Below are 19,806 nucleotides of genomic sequence, written 5' to 3'. Positions count from 1 at the left end.
GCCCTAAGGTAGACAAATAGGCGAATGCGAAAATTACCCTTTGATACCGTTCTGATCGCCAATAGAGGCGAGATTGCCGTACGCATCATCAAGACCCTGCGCGAGCTTGAATTGCGCTCCGCAATTGTCTACCATGATCTCGATGCGGGAGCGCCGGCCGTCTCAATGGCCGACATGGCGATTGCCGTGAGCGGTCGCACGCCAGTGGCGGCCTATCTTGATACCGCACAAATCATCGCTGCCGCCCGCGAGGCGAGCGTCGGGGCGATTCACCCAGGCTATGGGTTCCTTGCAGAGAATGCGGACTTCGCAAGGGCAGTGGTCGAGTCTGGGTTCATTTTCGTCGGGCCTACTCCTGAGAGCATCCAATTGATGGGTGACAAGATTCGGGCCCGCAACTTCGTTCAGCGGAACGGGATTCCGGTCGTGCATTCAGCGATCGAAGAAGATGACCCTGCCTCATTCATTCTGAGGGCGCGATCCATTGGAGCGCCTTTGCTGGTAAAAGCATCAGCCGGCGGCGGCGGCAAGGGCATGCGGATCGTCCGCGACCTCGACACCTTGGAAGACGCCATTGCGGAGGCACGCAGCGAGGCGCAGCGCTACTTCGGGGATGGCCGGCTCTACATCGAACGATATATCGAAAAGGTACGGCATATCGAAGTACAGGTGCTCGGCGACTCCTTCGGAAGCGTCGTTCATTTGTTCGAGCGGGAATGCTCGGTCCAGCGCAGATTTCAGAAGGTCATTGAGGAGGCGCCCGCGTCAACGATTTCCCCGCGGTTGCGCCAGAGAATCTGCGAAGCTGCCGTGCGCATCGCTCGAGCCGCCAACTATCGAAATGCAGGAACTGTGGAATTCATCGTGGATGGAGGAGAGTTCTATTTCCTCGAGATGAATACGCGCCTGCAGGTGGAGCATCCCGTCACCGAAATGATCACTGGCATCGATATTGTTGCCGAACAGCTCTATGTCGCCGGGGGCCATGAGCTTAGATTTTCACAGTCAGATATCGTGTCGAGAGGACACGCGATCGAAGCGAGGGTGTGTGCTGAAGCTCCTGAACGCGGCTTTTCTTCCACGACGGGGAAGGTACTGGTGCTCGAGTATCCCGGCGGTCCAGGCCTACGGATCGACAGTGGCATCTCGCAGGGTCAGCAGATAACGACAGCCTTTGATTCCTTGCTGGCGAAGGTGATCGTACATTCGCACACGCGTAATGAGGCTGCGCTGAAGGTCGAACGCGTGATGCGGGAGCTGGTGCTCCTCGGCTGCGAAACAAACGCGAGCTTTCTAGCGGGCGTCCTTGCCGACGAGCAATTTTTAAGCGGACAGGTCCATACTGGATATCTTGACGAAAATCCGCAGATGACCGCTGGCGACTCCACTTCGGACTTGTCGACCTTCCTAGCAGCCGCCGCTCTCCTGACGAGGCCAGTGTGCGATTCGGCAGATGCCGTACCTGAGCTTCACGCCTCGCTCGGCGGCTGGAGAAACGCGTGAACCACGTTTTTGAGCTTGAAGGTGTAGATTATCAGTTGTGGCTTTCACGCTGTCAGCAGGGGTATCGCCTGCATTTGGGGAACGAAATACTCGTACCGCTCGACTTCTCCCATCAAGGCGACGGTAGCGGCCTTCTTACTATTGCCGGCGCAAACGAGTCGGTAAGGTTTGCGATCGATGGTGACACTATTCATCTGCATATTCGCGGCAGGACGCGCGTTCTGCGCTACCGAGACCCATTGTTAGCCCATTCGCTCGTGAAAAAGGATGCAGGTCTTCTTGTGGCGCGCGCGCCGATGCCAGGCGTGGTGGTTAAAACGTCGGTTTTGCCCGGCGACCAGATTGCCGCAGGCTCCGGGCTGATGGTGATCGAGAGCATGAAGCTGGAAAGCGTCATACGCGCGCCACAGGACGGGGTGGTCGACCGAATTCATTTTAGCGAAGGCGAGAGCTTCGAGCATGGCGCGGTACTAGTTACGATCAAAGAGGAAGGGCATTAAGATGCAGCGCATCGCTTCTCTTGTCGACGTGAACTCGCAAGAATTTCGCCTCAACGAGCTCCACAACAGAAGACTTGCGGCCGAATTAAAGGAGCGCCAGCGTGCGGTCCGCTTCGACCGTCCCGAGCGCGACCGCGAGCGCCTGCGGCGACAAAACAAGCACTTTGTTCGCGACCGGGTGGAGGCTTTGCTTGATCCAGAAACCCCTTTCCTCGAACTTTCGACACTGGCTGCGAACGAGGCTTACAACGGGGGCGTGCCCAGCGCAGCGCAAGTCGTCGGCATCGGCATCGTTGCGGGACGCGAGGTGATCGTTCACGCAGATGACCCGAGCGTGAAGGGTGGAGCATGGTATCCGCTGTCAGTCAAAAAGATCGTCCGATCCCTGGATATAGCAATCGAAAACCGTCTGCCCGTCGTTCATCTTTGCGACTGTGGCGGTGGATTTCTGCCTCTGCAGGCGGAACTCTTCGCGGATCGCCACCACGCGGGCAGAATCTTCCGCAACCAATCCATTCTCTCGAAGATGGGCGTGCCGCAGGTCGCCCTCGTGATGGGACATTGCATCGCGGGAGGAGCTTTCGTTCCTGCGCTTAGCGAGTACAACATTATCGTCCAGGGAAGCGGAGCGATATTTCTCGGCGGTCCATCGGTTGTAAAAGTTGCGACTGGCCAGCACGTGTCTGTCGACGAGCTCGGCGGTGCTGACATGCAAACCAGTGTATCGGGAACGGCCGACTGTATCGCGGATTCAGAGATGCACGCGATTGCGATTGCCCGCGACTTAGTCGGCCGTATCAATCGTCCCGAAAAAGTCTCGATCGATCGAGTCGCTCCCGAGCCGCCCGCCTATGATGCATCTGAGCTATACGGCATAATTCCAAGAGATCCTCGAGTGCACTTTGATATGCGGGAGATTCTCGCGCGCTTGGTCGATGGCAGCAGGTTCCATGAATACCAACCGCTCTACGGGCGAACTCTGGTATGCGGGTTCGCGCGCCTTCATGGATACCAAATCGGTGTTCTGGCGAATAACGGCGTGCTGTTCGACGACAGTGCGCTGAAGGGCGCTCACTTCATCCAGTTGTGCGACATGAATCGGACGCCGCTGTTGTTCTTGCAGAACATCACCGGCTTCATGGTGGGCAGCGAATATGAGCGACGTGGCATCACCAAAAATGCCGCCAAGCTACTCATGGCCGTGTCTGGAGCGGCGGTGCCCAAATTCACGGTCATTTGTAACCATTCTCACGGTGGGGGAACATTCGCTATGGCCGGGCGCGCTTTCGATCCGCGTTTTCTGTTCACCTGGCCGCAGGCTCAGATTTCAGCCATGGGTGCCGATCAAGCGACTCAAGTGCTTACGGATGTGAAGGCAAAGCAACTGGCGGCCGATGGTAGGCGCCTATCGGCGCAGGAGTACGAAGTCACGAGACAGTCGATTTTGGAAGAGTATAGGGAGCGATCAAGCGCTTACTACGCAACGTCTGAAATCTGGGACGACGGGATTCTTGATCCTGTTGACACCAGAAACGCGCTCGCAATCGCCATGAGCGCCTCGCTCAATGCTCCCATTGAGACGCCACATTATGGCATCTTTAGAATGTAGTGCGGCTCCCCCTCTCGGCCTTCCTTCTGATCGAAAAATATGCGCGGACGGGTCTAAGTGATAGAAGACGCAGAGAAGAACATTGAACCAATCGCGCCCGCCAACGAGCAACGGAATCTTGAACTAGCAAGCCGGATCGTCGCTTCCTATCCAAGCGACAGTATCGTTTTCTGCCAGGCCTGCGGTTCTCGATGCTTTCTCGCCCTTGTCCAATCAAATAAGCGCTGAAGCACCCCGCCAAATTCGTCGCCGATGCCTTCACGCGGCGATGTCACGTTATCAGCAGCTTAACTGCGCCGGACCAAGTCTCATGCGGCTCCAGACAGAAGGAATAGGTGACAATGGATCTCTGCACACTGATTGACCGCAATGCGGCGTTTGCTCCAAACAAGGCCGCAATTCATTTCGAGGGTGAGACCCTAAGCTACGCCGCGTTGCGCGGATCTATCGAGCAAGCCGCGCGGGCCCTGAACAAAGAGCTGAGAGTCACGAAAGGCGACCGCGTCGCCATCCTCAGCCTGAACCGGCCCGAGTATCTAATTCTTCTCTATGCCTGTGCGCGTCTTGGCGCAATTATGCTGCCTTTGAATTGGCGGCTCGCGCCGGCTGAGCAGCTCTTCATCTTGTCCAATGCCGGAGCAAGGGTATTGGTTGTCGAGCAGGCGTTCAACGGCCTTCTGCCGCATCTGGCACACACACTGCCCGACACCTCAGTCGTCGGTTTGGACTTCACGCCCCCTCGCGGGAGCACATGGGGTAACCTGTTGGCCCAAGGCAGCGGTGATAGCCGCAACTCACATGCTGACTTGAGCTGCCCGCTTCTGATCGTCTACACTTCTGGCTCTACCGGGCGGCCGAAAGGCGCGGTCCTCCGACAAGAAGCTTTGCTCTGGAACGGGATGATGAGTCAGCACATGCATGCTCTGACGTCGGAAGATCATGTGTTGTCGGTACTGCCGTTCTTTCACGTGGGTGGGCTCAACATTCAGACCACTCCGGCTTTGCACCATGGTGCGACGGTCACTATCCATTCCCGATTTGCGGCAGGTGCGACACTTACTGCATTTGAGCACGATCGGCCAACACTTACGGCATTGGTACCGACGGCCATCCAAACATTGACTGACCACGCCGCGTGGTGGACGGCCGACCTGTACTCCTTGAAGGCCATTTCAACCGGCTCAACGATTGTGTCCCAGGCCCTGATCGAACGCGTTACCGCGCGAGGGGTACCGGTCCTTCAAGTGTATGGCTCCACAGAAACCTGCCCCATCGCCATCTACACGAGGCTTGGGGGTGATCTCTCACGCTGCGGGTCTATTGGCCTGCCGGGTCTATGCTGCGATGCGATGATCATTGATGACGCCGGCAAGGAGTTGCCGGCCGGTGCCCCAGGCGAAATCGCAGTGCGCGGCCCGAATGTCTTCTGTGAATACTGGGGCGATCATCAAGCGACCCGCGAGGCACTGTGTGACGGCTGGTATCGCACTGGTGACATCGGGCACCGGGATGCCGGCGGTTACTATTGGGTTCGCGATCGCAAGAAGAACCTCATTATTTCCGGCGGAGAAAACATCTATCCAGCCGAAGTCGAGCGTGTGCTCGGGGAGCACCCTGATGTCAAGGAATGCGCCGTTGTCGGTCGGTCTGATTCGCGCTGGGGCGAGGTGCCGGTCGCCTACGTGGTCAGGCGGGTGGGGGCACGGATCGAAGCGGAAGCATTGGCCGCGCATGTGCAGTCCCAGGTCGCTCGCTTCAAGGTTCCGCAGGAGTTCATTTTCACGAGGGAATTGCCGCGAACAGCGCTGGGCAAGATTCAGTACTCGATTTTGAAAGAGCTCCAAGCGCGGTCCAGCGAGCAAGAAGGCAGCAACTGATAAACTGACATCGCTCTTGGAGCGCGTCTCGGGGTGTTGTCACGTTAAGTTTCTCTGGCTGGAAAGGTCAGCGGCTCGTGGATATTCAGGCGACACAGGCCGCAATTTTCCATGCATCGAAAGCTTCGAGCCGATGGTAGCGAATTGTTTGCGCGGCGCGGCGACGGGACGGAACTGAAAAGCAATTGCGGGTCGCTGAGTGCATGGAGACGAACCGTTGCAACGTGATCGGTGGCCTTGCATGGTTCGTTCCCGTTTTCGAAACGGCAGATGGCTGTTCTCGGCCCGATTATTGAGGCCCTTGTGCGACCAATGGTCAAGGCCGGGTGCCACTTCCGCCTTGCTAATCAGAGCCCATATCGCCGCGGTCGACCGAATACATACGGACGATACCCCAGTCGATGTCCTCGACCCTGGGCGAGGAAAGACAAAAACCGGGCGGGTCTGGGTCTATGTCTTCGATGGCAGCGGCTATCAAGATCCCACGCCCAGAGCCATAGCCTACTACTATAGCCCCGACCGCAAGGGCGCGCATCCAGCCGACCACCTCGCTGCCTTCAGCGGCGTGATGCACGCGGACGGCTATGGTGGCTATAAGAAGCTTTACGGCAACCAGATCATCGAGGCCGCCTGCATGGCGCATGTACGCCGCAAGTTCCACGATGTGATCAAGCTAAAGCCATCTCCGATCGCTGACGAAGCGCTGTCGCGCATCGGTGCGCTCTACGATATCGAGGATCGTATCCGCGGCATGTCGGCTGAGGAGCGGCGTACACTGCGCCAGCAACACGCCAGGCCCCTTCTGGCGGACCTCAAGAGCTGGATAGAAGAGACGCTTTCGACCCTGCCACAGAAGCAGAAGCTGGCGGAAGCGATGCGATATGCCCTCTCGCGATGGGCAGCGTTGAGCGTTTACATCGACGATGGCCGTGTTGAAATCGATAACAACATAGCTGAACGAGCCATGCGTCCGCTTGGAATCGGAAGAAAAAATTGGCTCTTCGCCGGGTCAGACAAGGGCGGTGAGCGCATCGCCAACATCCTGACCATCATCGAGACTGCCAAACTCCATGGCCACAATCCGGAGGTCTATCTCACAGACGCCCTGACCCGGATCCAGAGCCATCCCAAGGATCGGCTCCAGGAATTGTTGCCGTGGCAGTGGGTGCCGGCGAAAGACCGATACGAGGCTGCGTGATGGCACGCTCGAGGTTCATCTACACGCTCAAAGAAGTCGCCGTCATGATCGGCGAGAACCTTGAACTACTCGAGGAAGTCACCGCCAACTCGGACAATATCGCCGAAGGCGAATTGGTATATGTCCGCGATGGCAGTGAAGATGGCACAAAAGGCCTGACCGAAAATGGAATTGACGACCTTCGAGATCTCCTGGCCGACATACGGACGTGGGATGGTGGAATCCGCCAGTTCCTCGTCGATGAACAATGCGATCCCGAGATGATCGAGCGCGTCATGGCAGATGAGCTAAGCCGCAAGTCCTAAACTGCGCCTCGTAGACGCAAGAAATGCATTCGCCGGACGCTCACTTTTATCACGCCGCTTCTGCAATATCTCTTCGAGAACGGTGCCATGTTGATCGACCGCACGCCAGAGCCAGAATTTCTCTCCAGCGCATTTCACGACGACTTCGTCCAGATACCAAATATCGCCGGGGCGCGCCTGCCGCCGCCGCAAGTTGCGTGCGATCTGGGGCCCGAACTTAGCGATCCAGCGACGGACTGTCTCGTATGACACGTCGATTCCACGCTCGAGCAGCATTTCCTCAACTTCACGCAGACTAAGGTTGAACCGCAGATAAAGCCAGACGGCGTGAGCAATGATCTGCGGCGGAAAACGGTGACGCTTGAAGCTGATATCTCGTGAATGCATCGCCGAAATCTACGCCCAACCCGTCAGGCAGGCAACCGCAGCCCAGTTAACGTGACAATACCGCCGTGGGCCATTCGTTGCGCTCACGCTCAAAGATGCCCGCCGCACATCCCAAGAATGGAACGACTTCCTCGACAGCTTTGTTGACGACGAGCTGCTCGTCGCTCGCATCAAAGCAAAATCTCGGCGGTAGCAATCGGGCGGTTACTCTTGTTTTCACTGCGTTAAGTTTACACTGCCTCCATGAACGCTCCATCCAGCCTCCACGGGACCTGAACCTACTCAGTACATATAGACGCCAACAAGGAGACGCCAATGATGACTTGTGCCGACGAGACCAACGAAGGGGACATCCTTGCGATCTTAATCGGAAAGATTGAACGAAACCCTGAAGATTGGCTTCTCGCGGCGATGCAAGAACTCTTCGGTGCACACTACGAGTACGCGAGCCTTCCAATGTGCCCAGCGCACGGCCGCGCTCCGCAGAGCATCGACAGTCGGCTTAAGGTTCGCTCGCCCATGCGAGACGTCGCGCCGAGCTTCTGCTTTACGCCCGTGGGATGCTGCAGAGGGCGATGTCACGTTATCAGCCTATGCGACGGAATGGCGCTTCAATATCAAGCAATAGGTATTTTCATGAACAGTCATGCTCAACCTCTCTACAATGGTATCGAAGCGCCTGATCGCTATACGCACCATCGCTTCGATCGATCCATCACCCGTGATATCAAGGCTCTTGAGACTGACAATTGGCATGGCCCAGGTTACATCGTGAAGGACTATGCGATGATCGCTACCCTTGTGTGGCTGGTCGTTGATGTAAGCTGGTGGTTCTATCCTCTCGCGGTAATCATGATCGGCGCGCATCAAAGGGGCATTTCCACCATTTTGCACGATTCCGCGCATGGCGTTCTGACAAAGAATCGTTTGCTGAACTTCCTGCTCGGCACGTGGCCAACCGCCTGGCCGATCTTTCAGCGCCACTTTGCCTACAAGGAATCTCATGTCCATAGTCATCACCCTTTCCTCGGCAGAGCCGACGCCGATCCCGACCTGGAGTTTTTTTTAAAGGAAGGCGTATTCACGCCGCGGACGGATCGTTCCTTTTTCTGGAGGATCATCATTCTTCCGTTACTCGGATCGAAGACCTGCGCTTATTTCGAGTATCTGGTACGTAACAGATACCAGGTAATTGTCGCTTCCCTTTCCGGCAAGGAGAGCGCTACGCGAGTTCAGCGTGGAGAAGGGTGGCGCTATGAATTCGATCGCTGGGGCTTCTATGCATTCTGGGCGTCTATTGCCGCGACGGGTCTGGTCTCCGGCTATTTCCTGGAATTCCTCCTTCTCTGGGTCGTTCCCTACGTCACCTCATTCCATATCATCGGATGGTTCATCGAGATGTCTGAGCACTGCAGCTCCATCGACAACCAGCACGTCAACCTTCATATGGCGCGAAACCGTCAAAGCCGGAACATCGAGAAGTGGCTGACGGGGATCAACAACGACAACTATCATCTCGATCATCACCTCGATCCGACCACCCCATTCTGGCGTCTACCTGAGGCGCACGCCATCCGCATGCGCGATCCCGAATATGCGGCGCACTGCTCCGAGACAGGCGGGATATTTCAGTCTGGCCCAAATGGTGAACCTTCCATTCTGATGCTGATCAGGGACCAGAATCGGAAGCGCTTCATCGAAAGAGCGCTGTTGCCGGCTTAAACGCCAATTCTCGAGAAGAACAGATTTCCGGAGACAATCAATGTTGACCAAAACCCAGAGAAATATCGCCACAACACAACCCGTTCCGACGCCCGCGCTGCACGTGGAGACGGCGGTGCTTCATGGCAGCTATCGTTACGATCCGACAACTCTCGCGACGACTGTGCCGATCTATCTCTCGAACGCCTATGCTTTTGAATCTATTGACCACGCATCGGACGTGTTTGATCTGCGCAGAGAGGGACGCACCTATTCGCGGTTGATGAACCCGACGACGGATATATTCGAGCAGCGCGTTGCTTCTCTGGAGGGCGGCGTCGCGGCTTTGGCAACGTCGTCGGGCCAGGCCGCGATTATGCTCGCCATTTTGAATATTGCGGTGGCGGGCGACAACATTGTGAGTTCCGCTCATCTATATGGCGGGACAATCAATCTGCTTTCTAATACCTTTCAAAGGCTCGGGATCGAAACGCGTTTCGTCGATCCGAGCGATCCTGAACGTTTCCGCGAAGCCTCAGACGACCGTACGCGTTGTTGGTTTGCCGAAGCCTTGCCTAATCCGAAACTCACGCCTTTCCCGATCGCGGAGGTCGGCGCGATTGCGGATGAAATGGGCATTCCGCTTATCGTTGACAACACAATGACCCCTCTCATCACACGCCCGCTTGAGCTCGGTGCGCATGTGACCTTGCACTCCACGTCAAAATACATCTGCGGCCACGGCACCACGATTGGTGGCGTTGTTGTGGATGGCGGCACCTTTGATTGGAATGCCTATTCCGAACGATTTCCGTTGATGACGCTCCCTGATATCTCCCATGGTAATATCCGTTGGCTTGAAGCTGCGCGTGATCTGCCCGGTCCCTATGGAGCCAGCCCGTTCCTGCTCAAGATGCGCAATACGCTCATGCGTGACTTCGGCCCCTGTCCATCACCATTCGCATCGTTTCTCTGCATCCAGGGCCTGGAGACGCTGCCATTGCGAATGCCGCGACATTGCTCCAATGCCCGCCGCGTCGCTGAATATCTCAAGGAGCATCGGAACGTCCTCGAAGTGACCTATCCGAGTTTTGGCGGAACGCTGGAACGGCGTCGCGCCGAGCAAAACATGGGCGACCATGGCGGCCCGATGATCGTTTTCGAGATCGCCGGCGGTATCGATGCCGGCCGCCGGTTTATCGAGCGCCTACAACTCGTCTACCATGTTGCAAACATCGGCGATGCGAGGACACTCGCCACGCATCCGGCCTCCACGACGCATGCGTCGGTGCCGCAAGCGGCGCGCCTGGCTTCCGGCGTGCGCGACGGAACGATTCGGATTTCTGTCGGGCTTGAACATGTCGACGATATCCTTGCTGATATCGGTCAAGCCCTTGAGGGGGCCTGACACAGTGGCCGCTATGGCAGAAGACAGCCGGGCGATCGTTGGTGTCGTTTGCGATCGCCAGACGGTCGACGGCGTTGATTACGATGTGGTACGCGTCCGTTATCTCGAAGCCTTGCACCTCACCGCTGGCGTCCTGCCAGTCCTTATCCCCGTGGGACTTACCGACAAAGAGTTGCGGACCTGCCTGTTGGCCTTCAACGGATTGCTCCTGACCGGCGCGGCGTCAAATGTATCACCGTCACGGTACGGGGGTTCGATGGCTTACGCCAGCACCCTTGATCTTGATCGCGACAGGACGAGCATCGCTGCGATCGAGACTGCTTTGTCGCTGGGCGTCCCCTTGTTCGGAATCTGCCGTGGGTTGCAGGAACTCAATGTTGCACTTGGAGGCACCCTTTCAAGCGATATCTCGGAAGGTGAAGGCCGAGGTGTGCATGTCGAAGATCTGTCTCTCCCGCGTGATCTTCAATACGCTCCCTCACATGCAATTGTCGCTGAAGGTAATGGCCATATCGCGGAGTGCATTCGCCGCCTGAATACAAATTCTGTTTCGGTCAACACACTGCACCAGCAGGGCATTGCGCGGTTGGCGGATGGTCTTGCTGTCGATGCGCGGAGCGTGGACGGCGTCATCGAAGCCGTATCGGTAAAGGAGGCAACGACATTTGCCGCAGCTGTGCAATGGCATCCTGAATGGTTTCACGTCGAGGATCCGCTCAGCGGTGAAATCTTCCGCGCCTTCGGTGAGGCGTGCCATTTGCATGTGAAAAGAAAAATGCTACAGCCATGAAAAGTCGTTATCCTTCGCCAATTCTCGGCGCTGCTTTCGCCCTTCTTGCGGCCCTTTCAAATGGAACTGTCGGTGTACTGTCCCGCTCCGCCTTCAAGGAAGGTCTCGATCCCACGGCTGTCGCGTTCTGGCGTTGCGGTATCGCGCTTTCGCTGATTTCGATCGTCGTTCTCTGGAAAGCTGGGGGTCTGGTCCGATTAACTTCCGCTTTCGCGGGGTCGTGGAAAATTGCGGTGTGCTCCGCACTTGGCATCTTTACGCTTTATCATTTTGAAACCAGCGCCTTCGCTTATGCGCCGATCCCGCTTGTCGCCATCCTCGTTTTTGCCGGCGGGCTTGGCGCAATCGCGTTCGACATCATCATCCTGAAGGAAAGAGTAACGACGCGGAAGGCGTTTGCCATGGTTATGGTCTTTCTCGGCGGTTTCTTCCTGATCGCTGGCGACGGGCTGGCAACGGTAAGTATGATGGGCGTCACTCTCGCCCTCATTGCTGGCCTGGGTTATGCCAGCTTCATCTTCGCATGGAAATTCTTCAAGCTCCGCTCTTCCTTGGAAAACTTCTGGTTGTTCCTGGCGTATGGGCTGGTCATGCTCGCCGTGCCCTATTTCTGGAGCGGTGCACAAATCCCATCACCAAACGCATTGCCGAGCCTGTTGTCGCTGGGCATTATTCCGTCATTTTGTGGCTTTTACTGCACGATCCTCGCCCTGCAGCATATCGAAGCGTACAAAACACAGGTCATCGAATCGAGCGAGCCGTTCTTTTCCGCGCTCTTTGCCGCCGTGTTCTTCGGCGAATGGCTGACAGGTTCAGGAACGTGTGCGTCCCTAGCTATCATTCTTGGTGCGTTAATCACGTCAATGCCTGATCGTCGCGGCGTCCCCACACAGTTACGCCCAATCGGCGAAAGGGAGTAACGTGACAACACCAACGACGCATCTTCGATGACGCTAAAAAGTTCGGTTTGAACGCGGGTGTTACTGTTCCCTTTCGCGGGCAGGCGGGCATTTCTCGACCATGAGTTTTGTTCAAAAAGAAGCGAGTGAACTGAAGGACTTTGAATCAACCACCTCCAATTTGCCGCCTGGTTATTTCACGTGAAGGTCGAGAACACCTTAGACTGCAACGACTGGGAGTGAAAAGGAGTGTCTTTCATGGGTCGCAAAAGGAAAGTCGTCTTGGGACATAAAAACGGCATGAGGAAACTGAAGACCCGGAACAGAATAGTTGCCGTATTGAGAGCAGTAAGATTCGGATTGATTGAGGTTCAGCCGTAGTAACCGTAAATACACTGCGGCGCAATTCCTCTAAAGTCCAACACTCCATACTACCAAAATATGTATAAATGTCATGGTAGAAGGCCTTGTCTGAATAATGGCCGATCGCTCTTTGGCAAAATATATGTTCCGAGGCGAGGTCATCGCCGTTTATTCTTCCCTGGGTTGGTGTCCACGTTATGGCCGGGCACATAAGCTACGTGCTCAATAAAGGTTGCAGCGATTCGAGTTCACGGTTTGACCCGACGCGTCGCGATACCTCTTTGGCACCCATTACTTTTAGGAGGCACGCCATGTGTAATGAATTGATCCTCATCATCGACGACGATGAGGAAACTCGTGCTCTGTTAAAAATTTACCTTAACAGAGAAGGAGGCTTCCGATGGAGAAATAGGCCTTGCGCACCACTGGACGCTGAAACCCGATCTCGTCATTCTGGACGTCTCGTTGCCCCGCCGGGACGGCTTTGACGTATTGGCTGAAATCAGGCGGCGCGGCCATACGCCGGTGATTATGGTGACGGGGCGGGGGAAGCCTATTGACGAACTGCAGGGCTATCGATGCGGAGCAGATGATTACATTGCCAAACCGTTCGAACCGGACTTGGTGGTAGCCCATACCAACGCGGTGCTAGGGAGGGGCGGTGATCGCACCGCCAATTTGCCAATCCGCTTGGGAAAACTGACCGTCGACCAGTCCGCACGCACCGCATGGGTAGATCAACCGACTGGACGAAAAGACCTGAAGCTAACTCCAACGGAGTTCAAGCTTATCTATCGTATGGCTCGTTCCCCCGGCCGCCTGTTCGAGCGTCCTGAATTGACTGACGAATGTAATCCAGACGATCCGCCGCTCGAGCGGACCATCGATTCTCATATGTACAATCTGAGATCCAAACTAAATGCGGCAGGCCTTCACGGTATGTTGGTCTCCCGCAGGGGCGTTGGATACCGAATGGATAATACACATGACTAGATACAAGACTAGAAATGTCAAAAGGATGATCTTTCGCGCTTTGAGCGTGCAAACCTTCATATCTTTTGGGGCCTTTTACCTTGGAGTTACAATATATTTCGCGACATTGGATGAATTGCTTCCCCAAGACTATGAATCGCCCTGGGGGGATGTCGCCGTAACCAGCATAATGGCAACAATCGTTCTTATTCCCGCCGCCATTGTCGGCCGTCGCCTAGCCGAAGACATCGTGAGTGCTCTGCCACCCATTGCAGCTGCAACCCATTCGATAGCCGCCGGTGACTATTCAGTGCGTGTCACGGCGCCCCCAAACTCGTTCGAGGAGACCTATGCCCTTACCGCCGATATTAACGCGATGGCCGAACGCCTGGAGGAGTTGCAAGTAGACCTCAAATACTGGAACTCAGCGATTGCGCATGAATTCCGAACGTCCGCGACCGTGCTATTAGGTAATCTGCGTGGACTTTCGACTGGTGTGATCGAACCAAGCCCGGAGCTCTTCGCTCGCATGATTCCCTATGTCAACTTTCTAACTTCTATGGCCAACGATTTAGAAAAACTTGATTTCTCGAGGGCCCACAAGCTTGATCTTAATATCAAAGAGATCGACCTCGCGGTGGAAGCTGAGACGTTAACCGCCTCGACGGAGCACGATTTGGTGCCTGCCAGCATCAAAATAAAGCGACAGTTCGATCGCGCAGTTTGCCTCGCCGATCCCGAGAGAATGCAGCAGTTGCTGCGCCTGCTGCTCGACAACTGCCGCCGCTACGCACCGGGGAGTACCGTGACCGTCCAGACCTATGAGGACGAGGATTGGGCTGTGATGGTTTGCGCGGACACGGGCCCTGGCTTGTCGGCCGCGGTGCGGGATAGAGCTTCCGATCGGAACTGGCGCGGCAGAGACTCGCCACAGCGCGTTCCCGAGGGTCGCGGTCTTGGCCTGGCAATTGTGAAGACGATAGTAAATGCCCATCACGGCGAGCTCTCCATAGATACTGATTGCGGACGAGGCTTCAAAGTCACGATCCTGCTGCCAAAGCACGCCTCCGGCGTAGAGAGGGTTTAGAGGGGGCTGTCGCAAACATTTCTGCGGCTCGCAATTATCCCATGAACGGCGTCATTTTCATGCTTTGTTAACTTTTTGAAGTCCGAAGAGGCGCGCAAGCAGATCATTCTGATCGTTGACGGTCCAGCCGCCAGAAAAGCCGAAGCCCTTCCTCAACCACAGTATCGCCTCGAAACCTGCGATCGTTCGCCGGGCTGAATTGAATGATCGAAACCCACCGATTTTCGGCATGTTCTTTTTCACCCGAAAATGGTCGCTTTCAATGCCTTGCTGCAGGTGCTTGGTGACATAATGCACGGGATCAGGATGGAGCAGCCCCTCTTCGACCGAGGTTTTGATCGTTGAAGGAAAGGTATTGGCACCATCTGTGCCGATTTTGCCGGGTGAAAGCAAAGGCTCATCCTTCAGCATCTTGCGAAAGAAACGCTTGGCAGCGTCGAGGTCACGCTTTGCGGTGAGCAGGAAATCCACCGGATTGCCGTGTTTATCGATAGCCCGGTACAGATAGCGCCATTGACCCCGAATTTTCACGTATGTTTCATCGACCCGGATCGAACCACAATGCGGTCTCCGGAACTGGCGCAACCGCTTCTCAATCATCGGCGCATAGGCCAACACCCAACGATTGACGCTGCTGTGATCCACCTCGAAGCCGCGTTCCTTGAACATTTCCTCGAGATCGCGATAGCTCAACGGATAGCGCAAATACCAGGAAACCGCCTGAATGATCAGCCACGCTTCAAATTGCCGGCCTTTGAAATCGTCCTTCGACTGGCGTTTAAGTTTTTCGGCAATCGCATTCAGAATCATGAAACCGCGCGCCAACAAATCGGAGCGCCGTTTCACCATCCAAATCTCAAATCCGCGTTAACAGAAAACTTTGCGACACGCCCGGCGGATCTGTATCTTTGGCCGATCTGCATGGGCGGCTATCATGCCAGCAATCGTCCTTACCAGCGCCTGATCGGCGATGGAAAGCTGATTGACTGCCGTATTAAGGAAGACGAGCGGCCGATGCTCGGATCCAAATATAGCTGCTTTGAGAATGTCGAGCGGAAGACCTAAAAACTCAAAAAGCCTCCGATGTTTCCATCGAGGCTTTTGGGCGACCGCAAAGGCGATCTCGTGGGCCAGGCCCGGCCGAATAACTATCGTACCCCATGATTTGTTGCAAGGAATTTTTCGTTAAACCGAATTAACCTGACGGTGGTCTGAACGAAACATTCGTCGAATCATGTACGAACTGGCATCGCTCGTTCCCGCGTAACCTATCAGCAAGCGGCTGTTGTTGTCGACATACCCCCGCGCGATGAATTCCACGGTCACCGTCCCGCGCGGCTGCCGACTTCGTCGATCAGAAGCTCGATCCCGACCACCTTGCCCTTAGGATAATTCCTTGAAAAACGATGATGTGTGCGATCCGGCACATCAGGCTGCGATGTTAAATTTTGCGGGCATTTGCTCCCGAGTCTGAGTACCGCCGAGAAATATCCGACATGATTACAGGCCAATTACGGATGACGCGCCAGCTAACTTATAGCTGGATAGGCCGATTTCAGGTCAGCTTTTAGGTACTTTCGGATACGCCGAAAACCGCGAAAATGAGGGCGCAAACCAACCAAATTTCCCAGCGCTGAGAGGAGGCTCGCTCGGCAGCTGATCCGATTTGCACAGATCTTCATGGGGTATGCATTGACGATCCGCGCAAGCCCTGGCCAACTCTAGAGGTCGCACTCTACCACGTGCTGCTAAACTTCCGTGGGTACAACCCGCTGACCTGGATCATCGACGTTCTTATAGAATTGAACTGCCTTGCCGTTATGAGCTGTTGGCGGCTATCGATCGGGGCCGGACCTGAAAGCCAAGTCACAAAATTCTTCGTTGCAGCCAGGAATCTGTGTAACATCCACGTTGCAATGGGACTGGGGGGCATGGGGTGCCATTCTACATACGCAAGTCAGTCAAGGCGGGACCATTCCGGTTTAATTTTTCCCAAGGAGGTATCGGCGTCTCTGTCGGCGCGAAGGGCTTAAGGGTCGGTACCGGACCTCGGGGCCACTATATCCATGCCGGACGAGGCGGACTGTATTATCGAACGTCACTTGGCAATGCTGGCCAACGTCGACAGCGGGCTGTGAGCGAGCCACCGCCCGCTCAGGTCACTTTTGAAGTACCTGCGGTCAACATGATCGAGTTCGAGTCCGGCGACGTCTTGTTGATGCGCGACGAGAACTTCGGCGAAGTGTTGGACGAAATCAACGCGAAGGCCAATCAATGGCGGTTGTCGGCTCTTTTCGGATGGCTCACGGCCCTCCTCGGCATCCTTGTGCTGGCGAAAGCGCCGCCAGTGGGGATTTGGGTCCTGATCGCGACCCTTCCCGCCTGGGCGGTGGGGTCGTGGTTCGACTCGTACCGCCGGTCGACAGTTCTCTTCTATGATATCGATGGCCCGGTCGAGCAGGCGTACAAGGAAACGATCGCGGCGTTCGACAATTTGAGCTCTTGTGCCGGGAAATGGCATATCGAGGCTGGCGGTGCGATCAACGATCTAACGACCTGGAAACGAAATGCAGGCGCATCCCACCTGGTGAAGCGAACCGCCACGAAGCTCGTCTACGCTTTGCCGAAGGTTATCAAGAGCAACATCACACCGCCCTCGATACATGTCGGCAAGCAGATCATTTATTTCATGCCAGACGTTGCTTTGGTCGCCCACAACTCGCGCTTCGGTGCACTGTCATATTCTGATCTCCGCGCTCGCTGGCAGGCGTCACGGTTTATCGAAGATGGTCATGTCCCTCATGACGCGAAAGTCGTCGACCGCACTTGGCAGCACCCCAACAAGAATGGCGGGCCCGATCGGCGTTTTCGAAACAACCGCCAACTGCCCGTCTGTCTGTACGACACCCTCCATCTGCAAAGCGACAGCGGTCTCAGCGAGGTACTGGAATTTTCGCAAGTGGGAAAGCTGGCGAGTTTCGTCGCCGCTCTCCAAGCTTTAGCGAAAGCAAAGATGGAGGCTGCACTGGCCCCGAAAGCGATCCCACCGAACCCGACGTCAGTATCGCCACCAGTGGCACCAAGTTCGCCTGTGCCGGATGAACAGAGACGAAAGAGCGGTGTGCCTGCTATAGCCCTCATCATTGGGGGCATCTTTGGACAGCACTGTTGCATGGATCAGACTTTGGACGAGGCAACCCTATCCACTGCATTTTTCATGCAACGCGCTCGAACTTAGGCCGGCCAAGTTCTGTCATCCGGTTAAGAACACGGACGCCAATCTTCGCTTCAGTCTTCTGATTGTCAAAATGTCGGGCTTTGAGTTTGGGCCCGATCACAGCCTTCCATCGACCCATCTGGGTCTCAGCGCGACTGCGCTTGTTGTAGCCGGTGGATTTCTGCCATGCCATCCGCCCTTTGGTCTGGATTTCTGCAATATGGCGATCGCGGACAGATGGAACCAGCACCGATTGAGGGCTGGCAACGGCAGTCTTGGGAGGTGGGATAATAATCTCCACGATCTCACCAAAGCGTGTCGCCAGAAGATCTCGGCTTGGCGTTCCATCATAGGCGCCGTCGGCAATGAACTTCTCGACGGGGCCACCGATCTGGTCCAGAAGTCCTGGTAACGCTGTCGGATCGCCGACATCATCCACGGTCAGATCGGAACAAACAATCTCACCACTGACAAGATTGAGACCAAGGTGCAGTTTGCGCCATCTTTTGCGTTTGGCCTTGGTTTTATGCTTGTTTTCCAGCCACTCGCCCTCGCCGAAGACCTTCAAGCCGGTGCTGTCGACAACCAGATGGACCGGACCTGATGTTGTGGCTCGGGACTTTGTCGACGGCAACGCCAGCCCTTTGCTCCGGCGAGACAGGGTGGAGAAGTCAGGCACGGCAATATCGAACCCCATCAGCGCCGCGACACTGCGCATCAAGCCTTGGGTCTGGCGTAGCGCCAGCCCGTAGACGACGCGCAGGGTCAAGCACAACGTAATCGCCAGATCCGAGTATTTCGGCTGACCACCCCGCGATGTCCGCCTCCGCGCCGTCCATAAAGACAGGGCCTCATCCTTCACCCAGATGGTCAAATCACCACGTTGACGCAGGCTTTCATTATATGCCGGCCAATTCGTCACTTGATATTTCTGCTTGGCAATCTTGTCCCGCCGATCGGCATTGAACTTGTGCGGCATCGTCGAAATCCACATCAGGAGACTGAAAACTTGAGACTGAAAACCACCGCTCAATATCAGTCGACGGGTGATCCACGCAACAACGCCTCGAAATGGCATCCGAGGCGGGAGCCGGTCTTGAAGACGAGTTGTCTGCAAAGCTTATGGCTGCGGTGCCAAGTGCGACAGGCGACGCGATTTCCGTCGGCCGCATAGTATTTGTTGCCGGGAACAGTAAGATGTGGGGCGTAAGGGTTTCCTGGCTCCCGCTGTCGAGAATGTCGCGACCACTGCTGTTTGCGATGGCATTTGGTTGGATCCTGATGGCTGGCTCAGATGTCGTCCCCGTAATGCCAGCCCTATGCCTGTCGGGTCCGTTCGGACAGGCGCTTGCCAGGAGGACAGAGGCAACGCTTGCTGGTGGGGACGTGATTGAGATCGCAGTCTCATGGGTCGCCATGCTCGTCGCAATGATGGCTCCCCTTCTGTCCGCTCCGCTCAGGCATGTCTCTCGGCAAAGACTAAGCCATCGTCGGTGGCGGTGCGATCGGGCTATTCCTGCTGGGTTATACGGCCGTCTGGCTCGCCGCCGGTGTCGTGCTCATCCCGATTGCGATGACAATTCAAGCCGCGGCCTATGATTTTGCTTTTGTGCCGGCCATTTTGGGATGCGTCGTCGCCCTGATTTGGCAAGTCACGCCGGTCAAGCAGCTGTGCCTGAATGCTTGCCACAGGCTGCCTCCGCTTGCAGCTTGCGGAGTTCGCGCAGATGCCGATGATGTCCTGTTCGGCCTATCTCATGCCCGCTGGTGTGTTGGGACCTGCTGGGCATTGATGCTCTGCACGATCATGATCAGAGGTCCGCTCCACTGGGCCGTCATGTTCGCGATCGCCTTGTTTCTGATGTTCGAGAGAAGCCGTGCGCCGCGTCCGCCGAGATGGCTTGCCGCACTTGTCCTCATCACCCCCACTTTCACGCGGTCAACCCTGCCCAGCCGAGGTGCACCATGATCATCAGCATTCCTGTGTACG

The 19,806-nt window shown here is 56.0% G+C and carries 16 protein-coding genes and 4 pseudogenes; 16 read left to right on the top strand and 4 right to left on the bottom strand.

Annotation, left to right across the window (positions count from 1 at the left end):
* Positions 1–24 precede the first annotated feature (24 nt).
* The 4 genes from J3P73_RS34810 to J3P73_RS34795 all read left to right on the top strand — a co-directional run bounded on the left by J3P73_RS34810 (position 25) and on the right by J3P73_RS34795 (position 5,489).
* On the top strand, positions 25–1,503 hold the full coding sequence (locus J3P73_RS34810) for an acetyl-CoA carboxylase biotin carboxylase subunit (RefSeq protein WP_028744283.1): 1,479 nt from the start codon (positions 25–27) through the stop codon (positions 1,501–1,503).
* A complete protein-coding gene (locus tag J3P73_RS37890; protein ID WP_050578840.1) occupies positions 1,500–2,003 on the top strand; it encodes an acyl-CoA carboxylase biotin carboxyl carrier protein subunit in 504 nt (167 codons plus the stop codon). Before J3P73_RS34810 ends, J3P73_RS37890 begins: the two co-directional genes overlap by 4 nt.
* A gap of 1 nt (position 2,004) precedes the next feature.
* Positions 2,005–3,612, top strand: a complete 1,608-nt coding sequence (locus tag J3P73_RS34800; RefSeq protein ID WP_028744282.1) for an acyl-CoA carboxylase subunit beta — start codon at positions 2,005–2,007, stop codon at positions 3,610–3,612.
* A gap of 341 nt (positions 3,613–3,953) precedes the next feature.
* The gene (locus tag J3P73_RS34795; protein WP_164580011.1) at positions 3,954–5,489 is read left to right on the top strand and encodes a class I adenylate-forming enzyme family protein; all 1,536 of its coding nucleotides are present in this window, start codon (positions 3,954–3,956) and stop codon (positions 5,487–5,489) included.
* 85 nt (positions 5,490–5,574) lie between these two features.
* On the opposite strand, the pseudogene J3P73_RS37885 reads toward J3P73_RS34795, so the two are convergent.
* A pseudogene (locus tag J3P73_RS37885) lies at positions 5,575–5,834 on the bottom strand (IS6 family transposase); the annotation flags it as partial.
* On the opposite strand from J3P73_RS37885, the pseudogene tnpC reads away from it, so the two are divergent.
* Both tnpC and J3P73_RS38215 read left to right on the top strand, forming a co-directional pair.
* Positions 5,830–6,687 (top strand): annotated as a pseudogene (gene tnpC / locus J3P73_RS34790) (IS66 family transposase); the annotation flags it as partial. The pseudogenes J3P73_RS37885 and tnpC sit on opposite strands and share 5 nt — an antisense overlap.
* The gene (locus J3P73_RS38215) at positions 6,687–6,992 is read left to right on the top strand and encodes a hypothetical protein (protein ID WP_128412837.1); all 306 of its coding nucleotides are present in this window, start codon (positions 6,687–6,689) and stop codon (positions 6,990–6,992) included. The pseudogene tnpC and the gene J3P73_RS38215, both read left to right, overlap by 1 nt.
* 48 nt (positions 6,993–7,040) lie before the next feature.
* Here the strand turns inward: J3P73_RS38215 and J3P73_RS34780 are convergent.
* Positions 7,041–7,379, bottom strand: a pseudogene (locus J3P73_RS34780) (IS6 family transposase); the annotation flags it as partial.
* A 603-nt stretch (positions 7,380–7,982) separates the two neighbouring features.
* On the opposite strand from J3P73_RS34780, the gene J3P73_RS37880 reads away from it, so the two are divergent.
* The 7 genes from J3P73_RS37880 (at position 7,983) to J3P73_RS34745 (ending at position 14,599) form a co-directional block, all read left to right on the top strand.
* Entirely contained in the window at positions 7,983–9,101 is a 1,119-nt protein-coding gene (locus J3P73_RS37880) for a fatty acid desaturase (RefSeq protein WP_342357700.1), read from the top strand.
* Positions 9,102–9,141: 40 nt separating this feature from the next.
* Positions 9,142–10,488: an O-acetylhomoserine aminocarboxypropyltransferase/cysteine synthase family protein gene (locus J3P73_RS34770; RefSeq protein ID WP_164580007.1), complete on the top strand. Its 1,347-nt coding sequence runs from the start codon at positions 9,142–9,144 to the stop codon at positions 10,486–10,488.
* 13 nt (positions 10,489–10,501) lie between these two features.
* Positions 10,502–11,278, top strand: coding sequence for a gamma-glutamyl-gamma-aminobutyrate hydrolase family protein (locus tag J3P73_RS34765; RefSeq protein ID WP_164580008.1), 777 nt, complete (start codon positions 10,502–10,504; stop codon positions 11,276–11,278).
* Positions 11,275–12,198 carry a DMT family transporter gene (locus J3P73_RS34760; protein WP_207580350.1) on the top strand — a complete coding sequence of 308 codons (924 nt, stop codon included), beginning with the start codon at positions 11,275–11,277 and terminating at the stop codon, positions 12,196–12,198. The genes J3P73_RS34765 and J3P73_RS34760 overlap by 4 nt, the downstream gene beginning before the upstream one ends.
* Before the next feature lie 20 nt (positions 12,199–12,218).
* Complete coding sequence (locus J3P73_RS38375; RefSeq protein ID WP_128408929.1) at positions 12,219–12,302, top strand: autoinducer binding domain-containing protein; 84 nt, start codon at positions 12,219–12,221, stop codon at positions 12,300–12,302.
* A gap of 646 nt (positions 12,303–12,948) precedes the next feature.
* Positions 12,949–13,533, top strand: coding sequence for a response regulator (locus J3P73_RS34750; protein ID WP_342357699.1), 585 nt, complete (start codon positions 12,949–12,951; stop codon positions 13,531–13,533).
* A complete protein-coding gene (locus J3P73_RS34745; RefSeq protein WP_207580349.1) occupies positions 13,526–14,599 on the top strand; it encodes a sensor histidine kinase in 1,074 nt (357 codons plus the stop codon). The genes J3P73_RS34750 and J3P73_RS34745 overlap by 8 nt, the downstream gene beginning before the upstream one ends.
* Before the next feature lie 57 nt (positions 14,600–14,656).
* Here the strand turns inward: J3P73_RS34745 and J3P73_RS34740 are convergent, their stop codons facing one another.
* Positions 14,657–15,409 carry an IS6-like element ISRle39A family transposase gene (locus J3P73_RS34740; RefSeq protein WP_184328265.1) on the bottom strand — a complete coding sequence of 251 codons (753 nt, stop codon included), beginning with the start codon at positions 15,407–15,409 and terminating at the stop codon, positions 14,657–14,659.
* Between the two features lie 1,126 nt (positions 15,410–16,535).
* Here J3P73_RS34740 and J3P73_RS37875 point away from each other — a divergent pair.
* A pseudogene (locus J3P73_RS37875) lies at positions 16,536–16,634 on the top strand (DUF4236 domain-containing protein); the annotation flags it as partial.
* A gap of 150 nt (positions 16,635–16,784) precedes the next feature.
* Positions 16,785–17,837, top strand: a complete 1,053-nt coding sequence (locus tag J3P73_RS34735; RefSeq protein WP_245002819.1) for a hypothetical protein — start codon at positions 16,785–16,787, stop codon at positions 17,835–17,837.
* Here the strand turns inward: J3P73_RS34735 and J3P73_RS34730 are convergent.
* Positions 17,815–18,795 (bottom strand): IS5 family transposase, encoded by a 981-nt coding sequence (locus J3P73_RS34730; protein ID WP_164580068.1) that lies wholly within the window; start codon positions 18,793–18,795, stop codon positions 17,815–17,817. The two genes, J3P73_RS34735 and J3P73_RS34730, sit on opposite strands and share 23 nt — an antisense overlap.
* A 576-nt stretch (positions 18,796–19,371) precedes the next feature.
* On the opposite strand from J3P73_RS34730, the gene J3P73_RS38370 reads away from it, so the two are divergent.
* Positions 19,372–19,785 carry a copper chaperone gene (locus J3P73_RS38370; RefSeq protein WP_425328913.1) on the top strand — a complete coding sequence of 138 codons (414 nt, stop codon included), beginning with the start codon at positions 19,372–19,374 and terminating at the stop codon, positions 19,783–19,785.
* The last annotated feature ends 21 nt before the right edge of the window (positions 19,786–19,806 follow it).

This window comes from Rhizobium ruizarguesonis (genome assembly GCF_017357285.1).
Taxonomy (GTDB): domain Bacteria; phylum Pseudomonadota; class Alphaproteobacteria; order Rhizobiales; family Rhizobiaceae; genus Rhizobium; species Rhizobium ruizarguesonis.
Note: the sequence above shows the minus strand (reverse complement) of the source record. Positions and strands in the feature narration are given on the sequence as shown.